At 46.8% G+C, this 21340-nt stretch carries 20 protein-coding genes; 2 read left to right on the top strand and 18 right to left on the bottom strand.

Annotated features, from left to right (window positions below; all coding sequences use genetic code 11):
* Nucleotides 1-7: 7 nt before the first annotated feature.
* From METH11B_RS30215 to METH11B_RS0124075, 16 genes are all read right to left on the bottom strand, one after another.
* Entirely contained in the window at nucleotides 8-433 is a 426-nt protein-coding gene (locus METH11B_RS30215; RefSeq protein WP_026604247.1) for a GtrA family protein, read from the bottom strand.
* Complete coding sequence (locus tag METH11B_RS0124145) at nucleotides 417-1358, bottom strand: glycosyltransferase family 2 protein (protein WP_026604246.1); 942 nt, start codon at nucleotides 1356-1358, stop codon at nucleotides 417-419. Before METH11B_RS0124145 ends, METH11B_RS30215 begins: the two co-directional genes overlap by 17 nt.
* 11 nt (nucleotides 1359-1369) lie before the next feature.
* Nucleotides 1370-3151: a thiamine pyrophosphate-binding protein gene (locus METH11B_RS0124140; protein WP_026604245.1), complete on the bottom strand. Its 1782-nt coding sequence runs from the start codon at nucleotides 3149-3151 to the stop codon at nucleotides 1370-1372.
* 15 nt (nucleotides 3152-3166) lie between these two features.
* Nucleotides 3167-4480, bottom strand: coding sequence for a lipopolysaccharide biosynthesis protein RfbH (gene rfbH / locus METH11B_RS0124135; protein WP_036278277.1), 1314 nt, complete (start codon nucleotides 4478-4480; stop codon nucleotides 3167-3169).
* A gap of 138 nt (nucleotides 4481-4618) precedes the next feature.
* The gene (gene rfbG, locus METH11B_RS0124130) at nucleotides 4619-5731 is read right to left on the bottom strand and encodes a CDP-glucose 4,6-dehydratase (RefSeq protein WP_231499667.1); all 1113 of its coding nucleotides are present in this window, start codon (nucleotides 5729-5731) and stop codon (nucleotides 4619-4621) included.
* Nucleotides 5695-6462 carry a glucose-1-phosphate cytidylyltransferase gene (rfbF, locus tag METH11B_RS0124125; RefSeq protein WP_026604242.1) on the bottom strand — a complete coding sequence of 256 codons (768 nt, stop codon included), beginning with the start codon at nucleotides 6460-6462 and terminating at the stop codon, nucleotides 5695-5697. Before rfbF ends, rfbG begins: the two co-directional genes overlap by 37 nt.
* Before the next feature lie 32 nt (nucleotides 6463-6494).
* Complete coding sequence (locus tag METH11B_RS0124120; RefSeq protein WP_026604241.1) at nucleotides 6495-7496, bottom strand: NAD-dependent epimerase/dehydratase family protein; 1002 nt, start codon at nucleotides 7494-7496, stop codon at nucleotides 6495-6497.
* On the bottom strand, nucleotides 7496-8572 hold the full coding sequence (locus METH11B_RS0124115) for a 3-dehydroquinate synthase (RefSeq protein WP_026604240.1): 1077 nt from the start codon (nucleotides 8570-8572) through the stop codon (nucleotides 7496-7498). Before METH11B_RS0124115 ends, METH11B_RS0124120 begins: the two co-directional genes overlap by 1 nt.
* Entirely contained in the window at nucleotides 8556-9248 is a 693-nt protein-coding gene (locus tag METH11B_RS0124110) for an SDR family oxidoreductase (protein ID WP_026604239.1), read from the bottom strand. Before METH11B_RS0124110 ends, METH11B_RS0124115 begins: the two co-directional genes overlap by 17 nt.
* 13 nt (nucleotides 9249-9261) lie before the next feature.
* Nucleotides 9262-10065 carry an aldolase/citrate lyase family protein gene (locus METH11B_RS0124105; RefSeq protein ID WP_036276410.1) on the bottom strand — a complete coding sequence of 268 codons (804 nt, stop codon included), beginning with the start codon at nucleotides 10063-10065 and terminating at the stop codon, nucleotides 9262-9264.
* 95 nt (nucleotides 10066-10160) lie between these two features.
* Nucleotides 10161-10700: a dTDP-4-dehydrorhamnose 3,5-epimerase gene (rfbC, locus tag METH11B_RS0124100; protein ID WP_026604237.1), complete on the bottom strand. Its 540-nt coding sequence runs from the start codon at nucleotides 10698-10700 to the stop codon at nucleotides 10161-10163.
* Complete coding sequence (gene rfbA, locus METH11B_RS0124095; protein WP_026604236.1) at nucleotides 10700-11584, bottom strand: glucose-1-phosphate thymidylyltransferase RfbA; 885 nt, start codon at nucleotides 11582-11584, stop codon at nucleotides 10700-10702. The genes rfbC and rfbA overlap by 1 nt, the downstream gene beginning before the upstream one ends.
* A gap of 2 nt (nucleotides 11585-11586) precedes the next feature.
* Nucleotides 11587-12483: a dTDP-4-dehydrorhamnose reductase gene (rfbD, locus tag METH11B_RS0124090; protein ID WP_026604235.1), complete on the bottom strand. Its 897-nt coding sequence runs from the start codon at nucleotides 12481-12483 to the stop codon at nucleotides 11587-11589.
* Between the two features lie 24 nt (nucleotides 12484-12507).
* Nucleotides 12508-13578: a dTDP-glucose 4,6-dehydratase gene (gene rfbB, locus METH11B_RS0124085; RefSeq protein WP_026604234.1), complete on the bottom strand. Its 1071-nt coding sequence runs from the start codon at nucleotides 13576-13578 to the stop codon at nucleotides 12508-12510.
* Nucleotides 13579-13689: 111 nt separating this feature from the next.
* Nucleotides 13690-14373 (bottom strand): sensor histidine kinase, encoded by a 684-nt coding sequence (locus tag METH11B_RS0124080; protein WP_026604233.1) that lies wholly within the window; start codon nucleotides 14371-14373, stop codon nucleotides 13690-13692.
* 4 nt (nucleotides 14374-14377) lie between these two features.
* Nucleotides 14378-16006 carry a tetratricopeptide repeat-containing response regulator gene (locus METH11B_RS0124075; RefSeq protein WP_026604232.1) on the bottom strand — a complete coding sequence of 543 codons (1629 nt, stop codon included), beginning with the start codon at nucleotides 16004-16006 and terminating at the stop codon, nucleotides 14378-14380.
* Nucleotides 16007-16132: 126 nt separating this feature from the next.
* On the opposite strand from METH11B_RS0124075, the gene htpG reads away from it, so the two are divergent.
* Nucleotides 16133-18067: a molecular chaperone HtpG gene (gene htpG, locus METH11B_RS0124070; protein ID WP_026604231.1), complete on the top strand. Its 1935-nt coding sequence runs from the start codon at nucleotides 16133-16135 to the stop codon at nucleotides 18065-18067.
* A gap of 119 nt (nucleotides 18068-18186) precedes the next feature.
* Here htpG and METH11B_RS0124065 read toward each other — a convergent pair whose 3' ends face one another.
* Nucleotides 18187-18840, bottom strand: a complete 654-nt coding sequence (locus tag METH11B_RS0124065) for a PEP-CTERM sorting domain-containing protein (protein ID WP_026604230.1) — start codon at nucleotides 18838-18840, stop codon at nucleotides 18187-18189.
* A gap of 259 nt (nucleotides 18841-19099) precedes the next feature.
* Nucleotides 19100-19642: a DUF924 family protein gene (locus METH11B_RS0124055; protein WP_026604229.1), complete on the bottom strand. Its 543-nt coding sequence runs from the start codon at nucleotides 19640-19642 to the stop codon at nucleotides 19100-19102.
* Nucleotides 19643-20580: 938 nt separating this feature from the next.
* Here METH11B_RS0124055 and METH11B_RS29315 point away from each other — a divergent pair.
* Entirely contained in the window at nucleotides 20581-20943 is a 363-nt protein-coding gene (locus METH11B_RS29315) for a hypothetical protein (RefSeq protein ID WP_155931188.1), read from the top strand.
* Nucleotides 20944-21340 lie beyond the last annotated feature (397 nt).

The raw sequence follows: 21340 nt of genomic DNA, 5'->3' as shown, positions 1-21340 counted from the left end.
AGTAAATTTAAGATAACTTACTTTGCGCACTATTCTTTTTAAAAGAAAATCGGCGATGCAAGATATAACTGCTTATCACAGTAATAGATACAATAATTGCCTGGGCAATCAATGTATGTAGATTAAGTCTCTCGACCAAAAGAGGTAATGCTATTAAATTAAAACCAAAAGCACCAAGGTAAACCATGTTAAACCTAAAAAATTCTTTCAACCACCGTCCTTTCACGCGAAACACATAAATCCTATAACCCAAATATGCATTAATCACCGATACAAAATGACTTATGATTAAAAGCCCCACATAATGTAAATCATGGTGTAGGAAAAACCAAATAACTGCAAAAAAACCATACCCAAAAGCGGTATTATACAAACCTACAAATAGATAACGAATTTTTTCGTTACCCCAAAAACGTTTAGTTATTGAACCCAACTTCCTTTCTCACGATAAAATTAGGGCGATTCTTCACTTCCTCGTATATCAAACCAATATATTCTGCAACAATACCCAACATAGTAAATAATATTCCGAACATCAAAAACATAACTGTCATAATGGTTCCATACCCAGCAAACGGCACACCCCAGAATATTGCTTTTACTATTGTCCATACTAACAGGACAAAGGAAGCCGCGGATATGGTTATTCCCAATATAGTAATAAGCTTTAAAGGCACATAAGAGTGAGCCAATATGCCTTTTAACGCCAGTTCGATAACCTTGAATGTATGCGCCCCAGACACCCCCGCAAAGCGTTCCGCACGTTCATGTTCGACGCCAATAGATTTGTAACCAACCCAGGCGAATAGTCCACGGATGAAGCGGTTACGTTCATGTATGGAATTGATGGTTTCGTAAACTTTTTTGTCGATCAGTCTAAAATCGCTAACATTTCTGGGGACCATACCATTGGTCAAGCCATTGGCAACCCAATAAAACAATTGCGAGTTAAAACGACGAATCAGGCCCGTGCCATTACGTTTAGTAACAATACCGTACACATTTTCATATCCCTCTTCCCATTTCTTGATGAATTGGGTTATTAAATGCGGTGGGTCTTGCAAATCCGCAGTCATGATCACAGCTGCATCGCCTGATGCATAATTAAGCCCGGCGGTAATGCCGCCATCCATTCTAAAATTACGCGCCAGTTGCACGATTTTAAAACGCGGATCTTTCTGATGTACCGCGCAGAGCTTATCGTAGGTATTATCTTGAGAACCGTTCTCTACGATAATAGCTTCAAAATCGTAAGCGCTATTTTCCACAAATACTGCCGTTAATTGTTTAGCTAATTCATCGACATTGTCCTGCTCGTTATAGGCAGGGATTACTATGGAGATTAATTTTTTGTTCATGTTGGAGATATTTATTGCAAATATTGCGCTACTACAGAATACAAATGTTCGTCCAAATCCGGGGTCATTTGATGTAATGGATTTGATTGCATAGAACCTGTTTCCGTTACCCTACTGGTTATTTTGGGAAGATAGGTTTGTTCCGGATCTATCGGCACAATAAAGCCAGCCGGTTGATCGCTTTCGAATAAAGCTTGGAACTCAGGGTTTTGCTCAAAATTAGTATCTAGTTTGATACAAGGCAGATTAAAGGCTTTGAATAAGGTTAGCCAATCCGGCAAGCCCAAGCCAGAGGACTGGTCGCAACCAATATAGGCACCATCAAAATAATTTCTTTGCGTCATGCGAATGGATGCGTAGCCATTATCGTTAAAAATAAAAATCTTCAGATTTAATTTATTAACCGCAACCGTACCCAACTCTTGTAAATTCTGGGCAAACCCGCCATCGCCTTCTACTAGAATGGTCCTACGCTGCGGATAGGCAAAAGCCGCGCCCATCGCGCCGCTCAACCCGTACCCCATGGATGCCAAGCCCTTGTTAGTAACAATGTGTTGGCCGCGCTGTTGGGCAAAGGTTTGCATCATCACGGTAAAGGCGCCGCCGCTACTGCATGGAATGACGTTATCGGTTTCTCGGCAGTGCACAGATAAACGGCTGACAAAATCGTACGGCGATACATAATTCTCGGCCGTGTTGTTGATCGGCTCGATCAACGGCAATTGGGCTTTCACTTTTTGGCAATAGCCCACCCATTCGGAATGATCGCCAAGGCTGGCGGCGGCCAATGCTTTTAATACTTGATTGGCATCGCCTTGCAAACCGCAATCGACACGGGGATGGCCTTTGTTAAGCTCGGTAGGGTCGCATTCCACTTGTACTACCCTGCCGTTAGGTACGAATTCCTGCCAGTTAAAACCGGTTTGTTGCAAGCCTAAACGGGTTCCTAGTGCGATAAGCAAATCGGCCTGCTGCATCAACAGATTGCTGTAGCGTTGACCCCAGGTATTTGGGCGACCAAAATATAAAGGATGATCTGCCGCCACCCTGTCCGCACCGTTCCATGTGGTTGCCAATGGAATACCCATGGGTTCCAAAGCATCGTAAATCTGCTCCACGGTCTGTCTAGCAACACCCGCACCGATTAACAAGAATGGCCGTTTTGCCGAGCGAACATCATCGATTAGGCGTTGAATTTCGGCTGCACCAATAGCTGGAATGGCCTGCTTGTTAGATGAGTGGAATTGGCATAATGGATCACTCGTATCGACTGGCGCACCTTGGATGTCCAAAGGAATTTCAAGAAACACCGGACCTTTGCGGCCTGTAATCCCAGCGTCGAGAATCTGGTTAAATTCTTCGCAGGATATCAAGCGATCCATCAGCACCGATTTTGAGGTAATCGGCTTGACGATATCGACACCATCAATCTCTTGAATGCCGCGCTGACGGACTTGTTGCCGACAAAGATCCGCAGTCTTTACTTGCCCGCCAATCACCAATAATTCCCGGCTCTCCAAATAAGCACCCGCTACGGCGGTGACGATATTGGTTAATCCCGGACCGGCAGTTACCAACGCAAAGGCTTTGCCATCGGCGCTTATTTCATTGAAATACTCCGCGGCAATGCCAGCGGCCACCTCATGCACCACGCTAACGCATTTGAAATGACGATTGACGCTAGCCAGAATGTGCATGATATTGCCACCCGCCACGTAAAAGCAGTGGGTATATCCTTTTGCTTTTAACCAATCGGCCAATAGATCGCTATATTTTATGGTCTTGTTTTGCATTGATTGTTTGCCAACTTATTGACGGATACCAAAAAAGATTTCTATTTTCTCGGCAACAAATTCCAGCATCTCGGTGGTTAAGGCCGGATAAATACCAATCCAGAAGGTTTGCCGCATAATTCTATCGGTCACATCCAGCGAGCCGGAAATTCTGTATTGCCTGCCTTTCATATAGGGCTGACGGGTTAAATTTCCGGCAAACAGCAAGCGAGAGCCGATTTTGTATTTATCCAGATATTTCAACAATTCCACGCGCTCGTGACCTGAGTCTTCCTTCAGCGTGATGGGAAATCCAAACCATGATGGATCCGATCCGGGCGTCGCTTCCGGCAGAATTAAATATTGCTCGCAGGTGGCTAAGCGTTGCTTCAAGAATTTAAAATTACGTTTTCTGATTTGAATCAATTCCGGTGCGCGCTCTAACTGCGCCAAGCCGCAGGCAGCCTGCATATCGGTAATTTTTAAGTTATAACCCAAGTGCGAATAGGTGTACTTGTGGTCGTAGCCGGCCGGCAAATCGCCTAACTGCCAACCAAATCTCTTTTTACAGGTGTTATCCACACCGGGAGCGCAGTAACAATCTCTCCCCCAATCCCGAAACGACTCTATGATAGTTTTTAGGCGCCGACTACTGGTAAATACTGCACCGCCCTCGCCCATCGTAATGTGGTGAGCCGGGTAGAAGCTAAGCGTACCAATATCGCCGAAGGTACCGACATTGCGGCCCTTGTAGGTTGTGCCTAAGGCATCGCAGCAATCTTCTATCAGCCAAAGATTGTATCTTTTTGCAATTTCGACGACTTGATCCAAGTCAAACGGATTTCCCAGCGTGTGGGCGATCATGATTGCCTTGGTTTTAGGCGTAATGGCCGCCTCGATCTTACTGGGATCGATGTTGTAGGTTGGTATTTCCACATCGACAAATACCGGGACCAGGTCATAAAGCAGAATGGGATTCACTGTTGTGGGAAAACCAGCCGCTACGGAAATGACTTCGTCGCCTTTTTGCAAGGCCCGGTCTCCCAGTTTTTCGGAAGTCAAACAAGCAAAAGCCAGCAGATTCGCAGAGGAACCGGAATTGACCGTCAACGCGCTGCTAACGCCTATAAACTCAGCCAATTGCTTTTCAAATTGATCATTGAATCGTCCTGTGGTTAGCCAACCGTCCAGCGATGCTTCAACCATATAGCTAAGCTCTTTTGCGCCGAGAATCTTACCCGACGGCGGCACCACGGACTGTTCCGGAACAAAAGCTTTCTCGGCATAACGTTCGGCGGCGTATTGTTCAACCAAATCCAAAATCTGTGCTCTTAATGTATTTTCTGTCACTGTCTTATCTATATATTCAATAAAATTAATGGGAACTTCTAATAACTCATAATCGTCGCTCCCAAGAAAGGGGGAACCCAGTGAAATCAGCAAGCTGGATCCCCGCTTACGCGGGAATGACGAAGTATTAGAGGTCTCCTAATGTTGATCGGCTGTCAAAAACTGCTCTAACTGTTCCGCGCAGACTTGCCGCATATCCTTGCCTTGTTGATAGGCCAGGTTCCAATCGACAATCATCGCCAACGCGTGGGCTAAAGTCCAACGTGGCACCCAACCCAAAAGGGTCTTGGCTTTGGAACAATCAAGCTTCAAATAGTGAGCTTCATGCGGCTGCTCGCTACCATCGATTTGCCAGCTAGCGCCATTGCCCCATAAGCCCGCCAGTTTTTCCAATATCCACGACACGGGTTGCGCATCAGCTTCGCTAGGCCCAAAATTCCAACCCTCCGCGTAGCGACAACCTTTTTTATACAGTTGTTCGGCCAGCAGAACATAGCCGGTCACCGGGTCCAGTACATGCTGCCACGGTCTGATGGCCGTAGGGTTACGAATCGTAACAGCCTCCCCTGCCATGAACGCTCTCATGATGTCGGGAATTAAGCGATCTTGAGCCCAATCTCCGCCGCCAATCACATTACCGGCACGGACCGATGCCACCGCCACACCATGTTCAGCGTAGCGTTCGCTGGAAAAAAAGGAATTGCGATAGCTGGCAGTCACAAGTTCCGAACAGCCTTTGCTGTTGCTGTAGGGATCGAAGCCACCCATCGGCTCGTTTTCGCGGTAGCCCCATAACCATTCCTTGTTCTCGTAGCATTTGTCGCTGGTGACTATCACTACTGACTTTACCGAGGCAGTGTGCCTGACCGCCTCCAATAAATTAACGGTGCCCATCACATTGGTGGCGTAGGTTTCCACCGGCTGTTGGTAGGAATACCGAACAAGCGGTTGCGCGGCCAAATGAAACACAAATTCTGGCTGAAAACTTTGCATTTCCGCCATCACGCTTGTTAAATCGCGAATATCACCTTCAACGTGCTGCAGTACCGAAGCGACATCGGCTACTTGGAATAAACTTGGCGCAGTTGGCGCCGGTAACGCATACCCTTTAATCTCTGCACCGAGCCCATGCAGATATAACGCTAGCCAACCGCCTTTAAATCCGGTATGCCCTGTTATAAAAACCCGTTTGCCTCGCCAAAAATCGCTATGTTCTACCATATCTTCCACGGTGCTTTTTGCTGTTGCCAAAGCTGTTCCAAATGCTGTTTATCTCTTAATGTATCCATGGGTTGCCAGAAGCCTTTATGGAAGTAAGCGTGCAGCTGATTGCTGTTCGCCAGACGCTCCATCGGTTCTTTCTCCCATAGCGTTTCGTCGCTGTCGATTAAATCGAACACAGCCGGCGACAATACAAAAAAACCGCCGTTGATCCAGGCGCCGTCACCCTGCGGCTTTTCCTGAAAACTCTTGATGCGGCTACCCTCCAATTCCAAGGCCCCAAACCGGCCCGGCGGTTGCACGGCGGTCACTGTTGCTGCGTTATTGTGGGAACGATGAAAATTGATCAGCGCATTAATATCGACATCGCCAACCCCATCCCCGTAAGTAAAACAGAATGTTTCATCGCCGACATAATCACGGACTCTTTTTAACCGGCCTCCGGTCATCGTTAATTCACCGGTATCTACCAAGGTCACTTTCCATGGCTCCGCATATTTTTGATGCACCTGCATCTCGTTATGCTCCATATCGAACGTCACATCCGACATATGCAGAAAATAGTTGGCAAAATATTCTTTTATAATATAGCCCTTATAACCCAAGCATATTATAAATTCGTTAATCCCATAATGAGAATATAACTTCATTATGTGCCATAAAATAGGCCTGCCGCCTATTTCTATCATCGGCTTAGGCTTTACCGAGGTTTCTTCATTGATACGAGTGCCCAATCCACCCGCAAGAATAACCAACTTCATCAAAATTTCCCCATTATTACTGATGCGAGAATCTACGCATTATCTTTGTTCAAATTACGAATATACTCAGCAGTTTCTAGAATCTGCCGATCTTGGCTGGTTACTGGAAACCCAAATCCATTTATAATATCTTTAATAGGGTGCTCGTTTCCCAAATAGCTATCAGCTTCATCACCTATTATATTCGGACGTTCAATTGTTAGATCGGCAACATCAAGTAACTTGCAAACCTTTACAGCTAACTCGCCAACTTCCACCGTCTCATCACCCACGGTATCGAAACGGACGATTTTTTCGAAACGTTCCGAGAACATCATACGAATACAGAGCAGCAACAAATCCAGAATATAAATGTAAGAACGAAACACGAGCTTATTTGCCCGAATTACCACATTTTCCCCGGCGACGACATTCGTGACAATCGAGGATAGGGCATAAGCACTTAGCTTATTAATGTACGGCCCGCTTAAATTAAATATCCTTGGAATAAGCAGTTTTATATCGTATTTATTGCATATCTCTTCAAAGAGCAACTCATCTTCATATTTTAATCTGCCGTATAGATTTGCAGACTTATCTCTATTGCTATCGTTTAAATAATCGTAAACCGCTCCAGACGAAGACAACAGCACGGCCTTTACCTGCGATTGCTTCAATACCTGTATAACCAAATTTTGAATATCTTTGTTCAGACGAATATACTCATCGTCTGTATATCCGCCAACCTTATCCTTGGTTAAAAACGCAAAGTGAAATAAATAGAGATCGTGTTGTGTATGCCGATGGATGATTTCCTTCAAAGGTCTAACGGATACTGTACGACCATCATCGAGTATTATCTGCTGCTCACGAGATCCGTATGCCGATACTCGACCGTTAAATTCATCGCCGTACAAAGCCGAAAACAGTTCCAAGGTTGCACGACCTAACCAGCCACTAGCGCCGGTCACAGCGATATGACTCTGCTTACTAAACAGGCAATCTAATATAAATCGATAGTCAGCGCCAAACGCTTTTTCGAAATTAAAAGGCATTATTTGTAGCTCTGACTAATGACTGAACTAATTGCAGACTTCAAATTGACTATATTTGCCTGGGTTTTATCGATAAATAATCGTTCTAATGCTCCGGAATCATTCACACTGATAATAATAAAATGACTGGCGGAATGCTTTTTATCCGATATAAAACACTCAAAGACTTTTTCCACATCAATGCGCCGGATAATTTCTTTCAGAGTTGGAATTTGATCCAACAAACCCACGACATAATCTTTCAACTGTTGAGTATCCGCTGGAATTTGCTTCAGGCCACCGCTCACTTGGGCATAATTAATGGCAATCAGCATGCCTAATCCAACCGCTATACCATGACTCACTTCAAAATTGGAAGCACCTTCCAAAGCGTGCCCGAAGGTATGACCAAAATTCAACAATAAACGCTCGGCTTTATCAAATTCATCAATTTCGATAAACCATTTTTTTGCTTTTAAACTTAATTCAATTATATCCGCATACCCTTCTACATTCATATCCATTTGCGGATTTAACTGCATATACTCAGAGAAACATAAACTGCCTTTGGCATAGCAAATCTTCACAGCCTCGCACAATCCGGCGATTTTCTGTTCTGCGTTGAGGGTTTTTACTAAATTCGGATCAATTATAATAGTCTCCGGGGGGTGAAAGTTTCCAACCAGATTTTTATAACGTCCAACATTGATAGATGACTTACCCCCAATACAAGAATCCACCATGCCCAATAGAGTGGTGGGAATATAATCCCATTTGATACCGCGCATATAAATCGAAGCACAAAAGGTGGCTATATCCTGCAGACTACCACCACCAACAGCCGTCAACTTAGCTTGCCTTGTTAAGGCTAAGTCTCGCATTTTTATGATTATCTCGGGGACGGATTTTAAACTTTTGGTTTCTTCATTCGCCGGTACGGCAATAACCTTGGCATTCCCGGAAAAAGCCGTTTCAAAAAAGTTATCGCATAACACGACGCTATTCTCATTTTGCCGTTGTACTTCGGCAAAAGCCCCGTTTTCTATTACCACGCGATAATTTGCAATGCTTGATTGAATATCAAACGACACGGACATGACTAAACCCTAAGTCTGCATTAATAAATTGACCTGTTATACCGGTATTTTCCGGAGAACACAGAAAATAAACCATATTGGCCACATCTTCCAACGTAGCCAGTCGGTTAAACTTCGTAGCGCCAATTATTGTTTTTAACTGTTCCGGCGCAAGATTTTGGTGTGTCATTGGTGTATCCAATGCGCCAGGCAAAACAGCGTTAATTAAATAGCCGTCACGAGCAAGATCGGTTGCCGCCGAAAGCACTAATCCATGCAACGCGGATTTAGTCATGCAATACGACAACTTGTCCTGTCTGGCGAGATTTTGCCATATTGAACTAATCACCGCTAAACGCGCGCTTTCAGCCAATAAGCCTTCATTTAATAAAATATTTAATGACTTGACGATAAACAAGCAGTTGGCTCTATACAACTCAATATTTTTATCGATATCGACATTATAAATACTGTCATTGCAATTCATTCCTTGCGCCCAACATACTGCATTAAACTGCCCGGCAGCTTTAAGCGCGGATAGATTCAAATTGGCATCGAATGGATCAAATAAAATGTGATCAGGAAAAGTGCTTTGCTTTCTGGACGCTATAACTACCTTCCATCCCTTAGCATCGAATAGTTGGCAAATACGCGTACCTATTGTACCAGTACCGCCGAAGACCAAAATTTTTTGCATTACGTCAACCGCATTAATTACTATCTCTTAATACGTTCCAACGCCCCTCTAGCATGGCTATTCGAGATAAGTCTTCCTTGGCGATAATGTCGTAATAATCGCGTTTATTCTGCAACCAAAGTAATTCAAAGTGCACAGCATTCAACAAACCTTTTTCGATATCCGGCTTGTCTAGCGAATGCCCGGAAAAAATGACTTTTCTAGTTTCAAACCGGGTAAGGTGAACCTGATTAATTTCTTTCAATGCCGGCAACGCATCAATGGAAACCCCACCACCCACCACAAAGTCCAAGCCTTTTTCTTTACACTCTTTAGCGGTGGCAATACAACACTCAGTCACTTGCGGTTGGTTAATGGCATCTCTCGAATAGCCCCGCGACAAAGAAAAATCGACGCGACCAAACACCATGCCATCGACGCCGTTGTCTTGTCTGGCTTGATCAGCCAAGTTTTGCACAACTTGAAACGCTTGTTCGGTTTCAATATTGAATAAAAAATCAGTATCTTGCTGCTCGTCTTCGGTAAACACCTTGTTCTTGGCATCAATGTACTTGGACAAGGCATAGGTACTCTCAATCATAGGTGCAATAATGTGATCCACACCAATCAACTTACTCTCTAATAAATCGCGCATCGCTTCGCAGCCGCCGATCTTCAAACCCACTTTCAGATCGGCTCTGCGCACGATCTCGATCAGTCTCAACAACTCGTCTGTCCTGGTACCTTCTGCTTCAAACTCGGCTTTAATGCCTTCATATCCATACTCCTGCTTTCCTTTCTTTAAAAGGTCGAGCATTGAGCGTTCTCTTTTATTCATATAACTTCCTCTTTTATTGAAATCAAACCAAGCGGCAGCGATAAACTGTATGCTGCAGTTATAGCCTGGCGGAAATAAACATGTTAAATGTTAGGCTAACAGGCATCCTTGAAAGTTACGCCCAGCAAATCCTTGCTCGAAAGTTGCGGCATGCCCTGGAATGGCCATGCGATTTTCAAATCTGCATCATTCCAGATAATGCAACGCTCATATTCGGGCGCATAATAATCAGTAGTTTTATATAAAAACTCAGCTGTTTCGGACAGAGTTAGAAAGCCATGTGCAAATCCTTCCGGTATCCACATTTGCTGTTTATTTTCCGCAGAAAGTATCTCGCCGACCCACTTTCCAAATGTAGGGGAACCCTTACGAATGTCCACCGCCACATCGAATACTGCGCCTTGGACCACCCTCACTAACTTGCCTTGCGCCTTAGGCGGCAATTGGTAATGTAAGCCGCGCAGCACGCCTTTTTGAGACTTGGAATGGTTGTCCTGGACAAAATTGACGCTTAAACCTGTCAACTCCTGAAAAACTCTTTCGTTGAAGCTTTCGAAGAAAAAACCGCGTTCATCACCAAATACCTTTGGCGTAAATAAAATGACATCGGGTATAGCAAGTCTAGTTGCCTGCATTAAAACACCTGCTTATTCAGTAGTTTCAGCAAATATTGTCCATAACCATTTTTCGCCAACGGTTTGGCCAGTTTTGCGATTTGCTCGTCGCCGATCCAATTACTACGCCAGGCGATTTCCTCCGGGCAGGCGATTTTCAGGCCCTGACGAGTTTCAATGGTTTCGATGAAATTACTTGCCTCTATTAAACTAGCGTGAGTGCCGGTATCCAACCAGGCATAACCACGGCCCATAATTTCCACGCTCAGCTGTTCTCTATCCAGATACACTCTATTTACATCGGTGATTTCTAGCTCGCCGCGCGACGACGGCTTTAAATTGGCGGCGATATCGACGACTTGATTATCGTAAAAATACAAACCGGTCACTGCATAATTACTTTTCGGCTGAGTCGGTTTTTCCTCTAGCGAAGTTGCCCTACCCTGAGCATCAAAACTGACGACTCCGTAACGCTCCGGGTCATTGACATGATAGGCAAAAACAGTCGCACCTGAGGATTGATCAGTCGCGCGTTTCAGTTGAACATGTAAATCGTGCCCGTAAAAAATGTTGTCGCCCAAAACCAGGGCGCTGGGTTGTGAACCAACAAAGTCCTTGCCGATGATAAATGCTTGCGCCAATCCGTCGGGACTGGCTTGCACGGCATATTGTAGATTAACACCCCAATCGCTACCGTCACCCAGCAAATGTTGAAACAAAGGCGTATCTTGCGGTGTGGAAATAATCAGAATGTCGCGAATCCCGGCCAACATTAAAGTGCTGAGCGGGTAATAAATCATGGGCTTATCGTAAATCGGCAGCAATTGTTTGGACACCGCTTTCGTCACCGGATAAAGCCGGGTACCGGAGCCTCCGGCCAGGATTATGCCTTTACGCTGGTTCATATTTATTTTCCGTAGAGTTCAGACAACATACGCTCGACTCCCAACTGCCAAGCCGGCAGCTGTAAACCAAACACGTTTTGCAATTTCTCGGTATTCAATCGTGAGTTTAACGGCCGCTTAGCCGGGGTTTGGTAAGCGCTGGTGGGAATTGCCGCGACCGACTGCTTATCGGTTTTCAGTTCTATACCGGCCCGACGGGCATAGTCGAACACCAGATGCGCATAGTCGTACCAACTGGTTTCGCCACTAGCGGTTAAATGGTAAACGCCAGCCGCTTCCGGTGTTTTCAAGGAATGACGGATGGCATGGGCACTGACATCCGCCAGTAACTCGGCTCCGGTTGGCGTACCGATTTGATCGTCAATCACCGACAGCTGCTGACGCTCTTGCGCCAAGCGCAGCATCGTCTTGGCAAAATTATTACCTCTGGCAGCGTAGACCCAACTGGTCCGAAAAATCAAATGCCGGCAATCGCTGGCTTCAATAGCTCGTTCGCCAGCCAGTTTGGTTTGACCGTAGACATTCAACGGACCCACTTGATCGTCTTCCCGCCAGGGTTTATCCCCGCTGCCGTCGAACACGTAATCGGTGGAATAATGCACCAACCAAGCACCGATGCGTTTGGCTTCTTCGGCTAAAGTACCCGGCGCCACTGCATTGATGGTATTCGCCAATTCGCTTTCCGACTCAGCCTTGTCCACTGCGGTGTAGGCAGCGGCATTGACGATGACATCGGGACGTAGTGCGCGAACAGTTTCGGCAATCCCGTTTGGATTACTTAAATCGCCACAATAATGCTGATCGAATCGGTCAAGCGCAACCAATTCACCCAAAGGTGCCAAGCTCCTTTGCAACTCCCAGCCAAGCTGGCCATTTTTACCTAACAGTAAAACTTTCATTCAATCAACCATGCAAGGCACTGATCACGCATTGCGCCCGGTATAGTTTTTGTCCAGCCAAGACTGGTAGTCGCCGGATAACACATTGGCAACCCAGGCTTGGTTATCCAAATACCATTGTACGGTTTTGCGTATGCCGGTCTCGAAGGTTTCCGCCGGTTTCCAACCCAGCTCTCGCTCCAGCTTGCCGGCATCAATGGCATAACGTCTGTCGTGCCCCGGCCGGTCGGTGACATAGGTAATCTGTTCCGCATAGGATTTGCTATCGGCGCGCGGCTGCAGTTCATCAAGAATACTGCACAGCGTGTTGACCACATCCAGATTGGCTTTTTCGTTCCAGCCGCCGACGTTATACACCTCGCCAAGCGTGCCTGACTCCAGCACCCGGCGAATCGCACTGCAATGATCTTTCACATACAACCAATCGCGAATCTGTTGACCGTCACCATAAATCGGCAAAGCTTTGCCGGACAAGGCATTTTGAATGCACAGTGGGATCAGTTTTTCCGGGAAATGATAAGGGCCGTAATTATTGGAGCAATTAGTGGTCAGTACCGGCAACCCGTAAGTGTGGTGATAAGCACGCACCAAATGGTCGCTAGCGGCTTTACTGGCGGAATAAGGACTATTGGGTTGATACTGATTGGTTTCGGCAAACGGCGCATCGGACTTTTCCAAAGAACCGTAAACCTCGTCGGTAGACACGTGCAGTAAACGGAAAACCTGCTTGGCCGGATGTTCCAAGTTGTTCCAGTATTGCCGCACCGCTTCCAACAAACGGAAACTGCCGACGATATTGGTTTGAATAAAATCTTCCGGTCCGTGAATTGAGCGATCAACATGGGATTCGGCAGCAAAATTGACCACGGCCCGAATTTGATGTTTTTCCAACAAACTTAGCACCAAGTCGTAATCGGCAATATCGCCCTGTACAAACTCATGGCGGGTATCGCCTTGTAGCGAAGCCAAATTCTGTAAATTACCCGCATACGTCAATTTATCCAGATTGACGACCAATTCGTCAGTTTGCGCCAGCCAATCCAATACAAAATTGCTGCCGATAAACCCGGCCCCACCGGTTACTAAAATGCTCATATATAAAGATTTTTTTAATTTTTCTAACCGTCTGCCCGACGAAAAACGCTAATTTTATCGGGGCCATTGTACCTTAGTACCATCGCTCAGTCTCTAGTGATTCTGTAAACATTAAGGCAAAAACAGTTTAAACTTGGCCCCGCCCAAACGACTTTCGTTGTCGATCTGCACAAATCCGCTTTTCCCGGCATTTTTGTGCAAGCCGGCCATCACCGAAACAAAATACAAACCCAAGCCGGTATTTCCCGATACCCAATCCAATTCGGCCGTATCGTTTAAGTCTGCGGCTAAAAAATGGGGCGGATAACCCTCACCGTCGTCTTCGATGGCGATAGTTAGGTAACCATCTTCATCAGCAACGGCAATCAAGATGGTTTTGTGGGTATAGCGCAAAGCGTTGTTCAAGACGGCTGCCAGCGAGTTGCTGATAATGGCATTATCGCAATAGCACATCTCGTCGGCAGCGCAATCCACTTGTAGATCGATATTGTGCAATCCGGCCAAGCGCGCCTGTTGATGAATCGCTTCGTCGACAATGTCGATCACCGGGCATTCTTCGATATCCAAACTAAATTTTTGCGAATCGACCTTATACATCACCAGCAATTGCATCAGGCTATGATTAATCCGGGCGGCCTCGAACTCCAACTGATTCAATTCGGCAGACGGGCCGTCTTGTTTGGCAGCAGTTTGCCGAACTAGCTCCAGCAAGGTACCCAAGGAATTTTTTATATCGTGAACGGTGGACGCGAGAATAGTCGGAAACAAACCGTTGTTTTTAGGATTGGTTTGCATGGTTTTAAGCCTTGACCGCTTGAGGCTGTCGCAATTTCGCATACTCCATTTGTAATATCCCCAGCTTATGTTGATCAACGCCAATTTGCTTGGCCTTGTTAATTAAAGCCTTGATACGTTGATTTTTTTCTTCGCAAAACTCGTTAACCTTCAAATCATGAATCATGATCTTCAGCATATTCACAATGATGGTTTTGTTATCCGGCATGGTCTGAATGGCTTGTTCGAACAGGTCCAAGGCCTCCTTGAATTTACCTTGCTTATACAACGCTACACCCTTGTTGTTGGTCGCGATCAAAGCCTGCTTGGTTTTTTGAATCAGGATTTCCGAGTGATTATCCATGCCGATGCCGCTTTGCATACGGCGCAAATCGTTCAAAAACTGTTCGTCGTCGATATGCGCATGAATCAGATCGTAAAGTATTTCTTCGGCTTTATCGTGTTCATCGCTCAGGAAACAGGTTTTCACCACCTCCAACTGCAAGTCCCTCGGCGCTTTATTACCTAAGCGGCTGCATATATCCACCGCCTTTAGCAAAGCCTTCTGCGACAACTCCTCGTTACCCAGCGTTTTATACACATCTGCTTCCACCGTCGAGGCACGCAACTCCGCCTCGGGATGATTGGCGTATTCCTTGCGCATTTCCTCCAGCGTTTTCAAGGCATCGTCGGCCGCATTGGTTTTGGCGTACAGCTTAGCCAATCCGGCAAAATCGCTACAGGAGCGATGCACCGAATACTTACCTAGCTTTACCACCGATTTGTAAGCTTTTTCGGCGGTTTCCAGATTGCCGTTCTTATCCGCCGCCTCGGCCAACTTTTTCTGCCTGAGTATCGATTGCGGCGACAATTGCAGGGCTTGCTGCAACACGCTTTCGACATCGTTGTACTGATCCAAAGCCTCGTAGGCCCTGCCCAGCCAGTCGTAACACTCCATCAACATCGGATTGTCAGCCACCAGACTCTGAAAACCGGCAATCGCTTGTTCAATGTTATTGTTTTGGAAGTCGATCACTCCCAAGCCTAAACGCGCCCAAGGCAGCTCACGATACTCCAGGACTTCGTGATATATCTGTCTGGCCTTGTCGAAATCGCCTGCGGAAATCGCCAGCTCGGCGCGCATTTTCAGCAAATGCAAATGCATTTTCTTATCTGCCGACAACAACAATGCGTCGCATAACTGAATTGCCTTAGACAAATCGCCGCCTGCCAGCGCCTTATCGATACTGGCCATAAATTCCTTGCGGGCAAAATTACGCGTCAGGCGACTCATCAACTGCTGAGCATTGAAGGGCTTGGTCAGATATTCATCGGGCTTGCTGTCCATGACGCCCAGCACGGCACTGGTTGTCTGCTCGGCACTAATCAAAATAAACACGCAGCGATAATCGATTAAATTCCGATGTCTGGCTTCTTCCAATACCTGTTGCCCATTCTTACCCACACCCAGGTTGTAATCGCACAACACGATGTCGAAACTGCTTTTGCTCATGGCATTGATCGCGGCAATGCCGTTATCCGCTTCGACGACAGTGACGGCTTGCAAGCTGTATAGCATGTCGCGCATAGCTTTGCGGAACACAGGATTGTCCTCGACAATCAGGATACTTTTGCCGGCTAAACTAAAACTCATGGCAGGAAGGCTAATAAAACGCTCAAGAAATCGGCTCCATAAAATCCACAATGCGGGCGGACTTGAAAAATAAAATTATCATCCCCAACTCGCCCGAGTCCACTTTACAACCAAATGAGTATAGACATGACTGTTGAGGCAAACAAACAAACCCTAGGTTTTCAAACCGAAGTAAAGCATTTACTGCATTTGATGATTCATTCCTTGTACAGCAACAAGGAAATCTTTTTGCGCGAGTTGATCTCCAACAGCTCGGATGCCGCCGACAAGCTGCGTTTCGAAGCCTTGGCCAACGACAGCCTGTACGAAGGCGACAGCGAATTAAAAATCCGCGTCGATTTCGACGAAGCCAAAAAGACCATCACCATTACCGATAACGGCATCGGCATGACTCGCGAAGAAGTGCAGGATCATATCGGCACTATCGCCAAATCCGGCACCAAGCAATTCTTCGAGCGCCTGACCGGCGACCAAGCGAAAGACAGCGAACTGATCGGCCAATTCGGCGTCGGGTTTTACTCGGCCTTCATCGTCGCCGACAAAGTCACGCTGAGCACCCGCAAAGCCGGCGCACCGGTTTCGGAGGCAGTGCGTTGGGAATCGGCCGGCGAAGGCGATTACACCATCGAATCGGTCGATAAAGCCACCCGCGGTACCGAAATCGTACTGCATCTGAAAGACGGCGAAGAGGAATTTTTAAACAGCTGGAAACTGCGTTCCATCATCAAAAAATTCTCCGACCATATCTCCCTGCCCATCGTGATGAGCAAGGAAATTCCGGCCGAGAAAGACGAGGAAGGCAACGAAACCGCACCGGCCCGCGTCGAAGACGAAACGGTGAACAGCGCATCAGCCTTATGGACCCAATCCAAAGACTCGATTTCTGAAGAAGAATATGCCGAGTTTTACAAACACGTCTCGCACGACTTCCAGGACCCGCTAACCCACGTGCATAGCCGTGTCGAAGGCACCAACGAATACAGCTTGCTGTTGTACGTACCCAGCCGCGCTCCGTTCGACATGTGGGACCGCGACACCAAACACGGCGTGAAGCTATACATCAAAAAAGTCTTCATTACCGACGACGCCGAGCAACTGATGCCGCGCTTCCTGCGCTTCGTGCGCGGGGTGATCGATGCCGACAGTTTGCCGCTGAACGTCTCTCGCGAGATTTTGCAGCAAAGCAAGCAAATCAGCGCGATTAAAACCGGCGCGGTGAAAAAAGTACTGGGCATGCTGGAAGATCTGGCCGAAAACGATGCCGAGAAGTACCAAAAATTTTGGGAACAGTTCGGCAACGTCATCAAAGAAGGCCCGATAGAAGATCATAAAAACAAGGATAGAGTCGCCAAGTTGCTGCGTTTCTCGTCCACCCATACCGACGATAAAACCCAGAACGTCTCGCTGGCCGACTACGTCAGCCGGATGAAGGAAGGCCAGGAGAAAATCTACTACGTCACCGCCGACAGCTTCGCCGCCGCGAAAAACAGCCCGCATCTGGAAATCTTCCGCAAGAAAGGTATCGAGGTGTTATTGCTGTCCGACCGCATCGACGAATGGCTGGTATCCAGCCTGACCGACTTCGAAGACAAACACCTGCAGTCCATTGCCAAGGGCGAACTGGATCTGGACAAGTTCGACACCGAAGAGGAGAAACAGCACCTGGAAGAAATCAACAAGGATTTCGAATCGGTGTTGAATCAAATTAAAGAGGTGCTGAAAGACAAAGTCAGCGAAGTGAAAGTCAGCCACCGCCTGACCGACTCCCCTGCCTGCTTGGTGACCGGCGCTTACGACATGAGCCTGAACATGGAGCGGATCATGAAAGAAGCCGGCCAATCCATGAACATGATGGGTATGGGTGGCAGCAAGCCAATCTTTGAGATCAACCCTGACCATGCCATCGTCAAAGCCTTGAAAAACGAACAGGACGACGCCCGCTTCGCGGATATCAGCCACATCTTGTTCGACCAAGCCATCCTTAGCGAAGGCGGCCAGTTAGATGATCCTTCAGCGTTTGTGCATAAGCTGAATGGTTTGTTACAAGGGCTACTGGGTTAATCCCTAAATGCGCTAAACAAAAGGCCGGGCAACCGGCCTTTTTATTGCTATTTACCCAATCGGAGGGGGACGCACAACTCGCCCCAACCCAGTTAACATTTTTTCGACCAAGCAAGCGGCTAGCGATTAAAACGTTTTCTAAGACCCAAGCCAGCAATAGCAAAACCAAACAAAAACCCACTCGCGGGTAACGGCACAGGTGCAAGCTCACGTGTCCAAGTCCCCGGATTGCCGGTCACAGACCCCGAAACGCTATAAATTAATTCTGCCGAATCCATTGCAGCTAAGCCATTTGCAACCGAACTTATCGAAACGCCGCCCAGCAAACCGGGCCGGCCATATTCATGTTTATTGAGTACCGCACTCCAATTACCGCTGAAGTGACCGTTGGCGTCGGTATCGAACTCTATTCGAGCACTCCTGTCGTAATAGGTCTGAAAGTGCGGATCGACCCCGGCATTGTTCGGAGTTGTGTAAAACGCCGCTGTGTCCATTCTATAAAACTGCCCTAAACCAAAACTAAAGGTAAACGGGATACGCGCACCGGAATAATCGTCAACGTCGAGAATAGCCCGACCATTTTTGGGTAGCAGCGATTCTTCCACGCTGAAACTGATGTTTACGCCGACATCTCCAAAATCGGATGGATATATGTCGGTAAAGGTATTGCCGGTATACGTGTATTGAACCAATGCAGCATTTGCGGGTGTAGTTAAGCCGGAGGACGCCAGGATTGCAGTGCTTAATGCCAAGTAACGAACGATGGTATTCATGATGTTTACCTATTTGGCCGGTTGTGGTCGAGATTGGTGAGTTTTTGATGATACGCGCGCTAACTCTAGCTTTCAAACTAATCCGCAAAACATCACAAATTTTGCTTATCGCTTTATTTGTGCAACCAATAATCGTCCACCCACATGGAACTCTCGTTAGCCTGTATCACTAGTAGAAGCTCTATTGCCTCGTTTCCACGCACCGCGTGGTAATGCAGGGATCCATAGGCTTCCATTTATTTGCCTTGCCTGATTGCCTTCAAAAACTGGAACCCGGTTGTTTAAGAAACTCAAGCTCTTCGGCAGTGGAGGTACGACCGAGAATTGGGTTGCGATGCGGGTAACGGCCGAAGCGATCAACAATGGCCTTGTGTTTTAACTCGAATTGGTAATTATCGGCTAAGCCGTTTTCACGGTAGAGCTTTTCCGCCCATACATGGATGGTTTTGGACTCGCTGTGCATGAACGGTAAATACAGGAAACTGCGCTCGATAGGCGACAAACTTAGATCTGCACTCACCGCTATCGCTTCCTGCGCCAATACCAGCGCCAGCGCATCGTGAGCAAATGCCAAAGGGGTGTTGCGGTAAATGTTTCTGGAGAACTGATCGATGACGATGACTTCGGCGAGTCGGCCTTTGGGTTCTTGCCGCCAAGCGAACAATTCGCCTTTTACGGCTTGTTGGAGTGTGGCTTCGAATCGGTGGGCGATGGTTTTATCGAAATCTGGGTTGGCGGACCACCAGAGTTTGGGGGCTGTTTCTTCGAACCAGAATTTTAGGATTGCTTGGTAGTTGGTCATTGGTTTGTTGTGTCGCTGACGCGACGGCTGATTTTAATGTCGGTTCGCGGACCGACAGCCGCGATACTTTCTTTTGCTCCGCCAAAAGAAAGTATCCAAAGAAAAGGCGGCCCGGATGCCGCTTATTCCCTGCGCTCCGAAGCTTTTGAACGGGGTTGCCTGAAGGGGCTTCCCAGCCCCTGCATGCAACGCGCCGCTTCCTTGCGGCGCCCCTACGGGCTAATCCGTTCAAAAGCTCCGGTGCTCGGCGCGGCATACGGGAGGCAATCATCCCAAAATTTAAAGCCTGTCAGCACACAAATGAAGTAACCTCAACGGATTGCAAAAACGAGGGAATTAGGCTCCACACATTTCGGATTTCGCTAAGCTTGAATGTACGCTATTTTTCCCTCGGATTTATCTAGATACGGCAAGTTCACTACGAATATGTTTACACCACTAATATCAATTTGTTCGTTAATTCTGGGTTACTTTGTTGGATTACTATTTAAGCCAAAATCTGGAGCCGTATTAACAATTTTCGGGTTATTGGGAGTATTTAGTTATATCTTTTTCAGTGCTCATGGCGACGAAGGCTCTCCATCACTGGCTGGGGGTTTGGGTTTAGTAGTGGCCTTTTTTTGGCCTATTATGGTTTTAACATATATTTTCGGAATATTGACTGGGGTGTTTACAAGAAAATTTTTAAGCAAAAAATCATATAAAGTTATTATCACACTTGTGATTTTTTGTATTTTATTAATTTATGCGTAACACAAAACGCCGCATAGGCGTAGGGTGGACAATGCTTTTCTGCCCACCGTTTTATTCCGCGTAGGCACAAAAACCGTGCTCACCCTGCTGCATACCAAAAGGATAACGGCACGATCGAAAGATATATAATATTCGTCGCTCATCACCATTGGCACTCAGTTGTATATAACAAGGATTATGACATCATGAAACGCAAAGCATTCTTATTGTTGGTGAATGTTGTAGTTTATGGGTGCGCTTCTCGATCACTAATCCAAGAAGAAAACCCGATTAAAGCAATTTCGAATTTTTATAACAGGAATGCGATTGTTGCTGCTCCAACGTTCGTCGGTAATGTCATCTGCGGAACACCTTTCATTCTGCTTGCTGAAACAACCGATAAGTTGTACACCGGAGACAAAAGCAAGACTTACAAGTCTTTTATTAACAACATTTGGTTACTACCAAGTTGCAGTTGTGGGGCGGTCACAGGGTTGCCGTTTATTCCCATATCTTATGTTCTTGATGAATCAAACTCCGATCCCTTGGGGCTTGAGATAACACCCTAGGATGGGATAGATACAAAGAATCGCAAAACCTAAATTAACGTAGGTTAGCAAACCAGCAGCAATTCCATCTTTTTATGCTCAAGGCGCTAAGGGCCAACGCTTAGCACATTAGCTTTTAATCTTTCTGCAAACTTTACGAATATTAGGCGGTTTCAAATCCCGTGGAGTTTTTCTCCCGCATGCTGCGCCGAGCACCGGAGCTTTCGGCGGGATCAGCCCGAAGGGGTGCGGCATGAATGCCGCACGTTGACGAAGGGGCAGGAAAGCCCCTTTCGTCAACCCCCGGCGAAAGCTTCGGAGCGCAGGATACAAGCGGCATCCGGGTGGCGTTTCTTTTGGTGACTTTTCTTTGGCCAAACAAAGAAAAGTTACTCGGCCGTCGGGCCGAGACCCGACA

It is taken from the genome of Methylomonas sp. 11b, from assembly GCF_000515215.1.
GTDB lineage: Bacteria > Pseudomonadota > Gammaproteobacteria > Methylococcales > Methylomonadaceae > Methylomonas.
The sequence above is the reverse complement of the archived record's forward strand: the minus strand, read 5'-3'. Positions and strand labels throughout refer to the sequence as shown.

Coding starts and splice junctions, on each gene's coding strand:
- METH11B_RS29315 (WP_155931188.1), top strand. CDS start 20,581: ATGAAACGCAAAGCATTCTTATTGTTGGTGAATGTTGTAGTTTATGGG.
- METH11B_RS0124120 (WP_026604241.1), bottom strand. CDS start 7,496: ATGCCTTTTAATTTCGAAAAAGCGTTTGGCGCTGACTATCGATTTATA.
- METH11B_RS0124145 (WP_026604246.1), bottom strand. CDS start 1,358: ATGAACAAAAAATTAATCTCCATAGTAATCCCTGCCTATAACGAGCAG.
- METH11B_RS0124080 (WP_026604233.1), bottom strand. CDS start 14,373: ATGCAAACCAATCCTAAAAACAACGGTTTGTTTCCGACTATTCTCGCG.
- rfbD (WP_026604235.1), bottom strand. CDS start 12,483: ATGAAAGTTTTACTGTTAGGTAAAAATGGCCAGCTTGGCTGGGAGTTG.
- METH11B_RS0124110 (WP_026604239.1), bottom strand. CDS start 9,248: ATGCAAAAAATTTTGGTCTTCGGCGGTACTGGTACAATAGGTACGCGT.
- METH11B_RS0124115 (WP_026604240.1), bottom strand. CDS start 8,572: ATGTCCGTGTCGTTTGATATTCAATCAAGCATTGCAAATTATCGCGTG.
- rfbC (WP_026604237.1), bottom strand. CDS start 10,700: ATGCAGGCAACTAGACTTGCTATACCCGATGTCATTTTATTTACGCCA.
- rfbF (WP_026604242.1), bottom strand. CDS start 6,462: ATGAAGTTGGTTATTCTTGCGGGTGGATTGGGCACTCGTATCAATGAA.
- rfbA (WP_026604236.1), bottom strand. CDS start 11,584: ATGAACCAGCGTAAAGGCATAATCCTGGCCGGAGGCTCCGGTACCCGG.
- METH11B_RS0124140 (WP_026604245.1), bottom strand. CDS start 3,151: ATGCAAAACAAGACCATAAAATATAGCGATCTATTGGCCGATTGGTTA.
- htpG (WP_026604231.1), top strand. CDS start 16,133: ATGACTGTTGAGGCAAACAAACAAACCCTAGGTTTTCAAACCGAAGTA.
- METH11B_RS0124105 (WP_036276410.1), bottom strand. CDS start 10,065: ATGAATAAAAGAGAACGCTCAATGCTCGACCTTTTAAAGAAAGGAAAG.
- METH11B_RS0124065 (WP_026604230.1), bottom strand. CDS start 18,840: ATGAATACCATCGTTCGTTACTTGGCATTAAGCACTGCAATCCTGGCG.
- METH11B_RS0124075 (WP_026604232.1), bottom strand. CDS start 16,006: ATGAGTTTTAGTTTAGCCGGCAAAAGTATCCTGATTGTCGAGGACAAT.
- rfbB (WP_026604234.1), bottom strand. CDS start 13,578: ATGAGCATTTTAGTAACCGGTGGGGCCGGGTTTATCGGCAGCAATTTT.
- METH11B_RS0124055 (WP_026604229.1), bottom strand. CDS start 19,642: ATGACCAACTACCAAGCAATCCTAAAATTCTGGTTCGAAGAAACAGCC.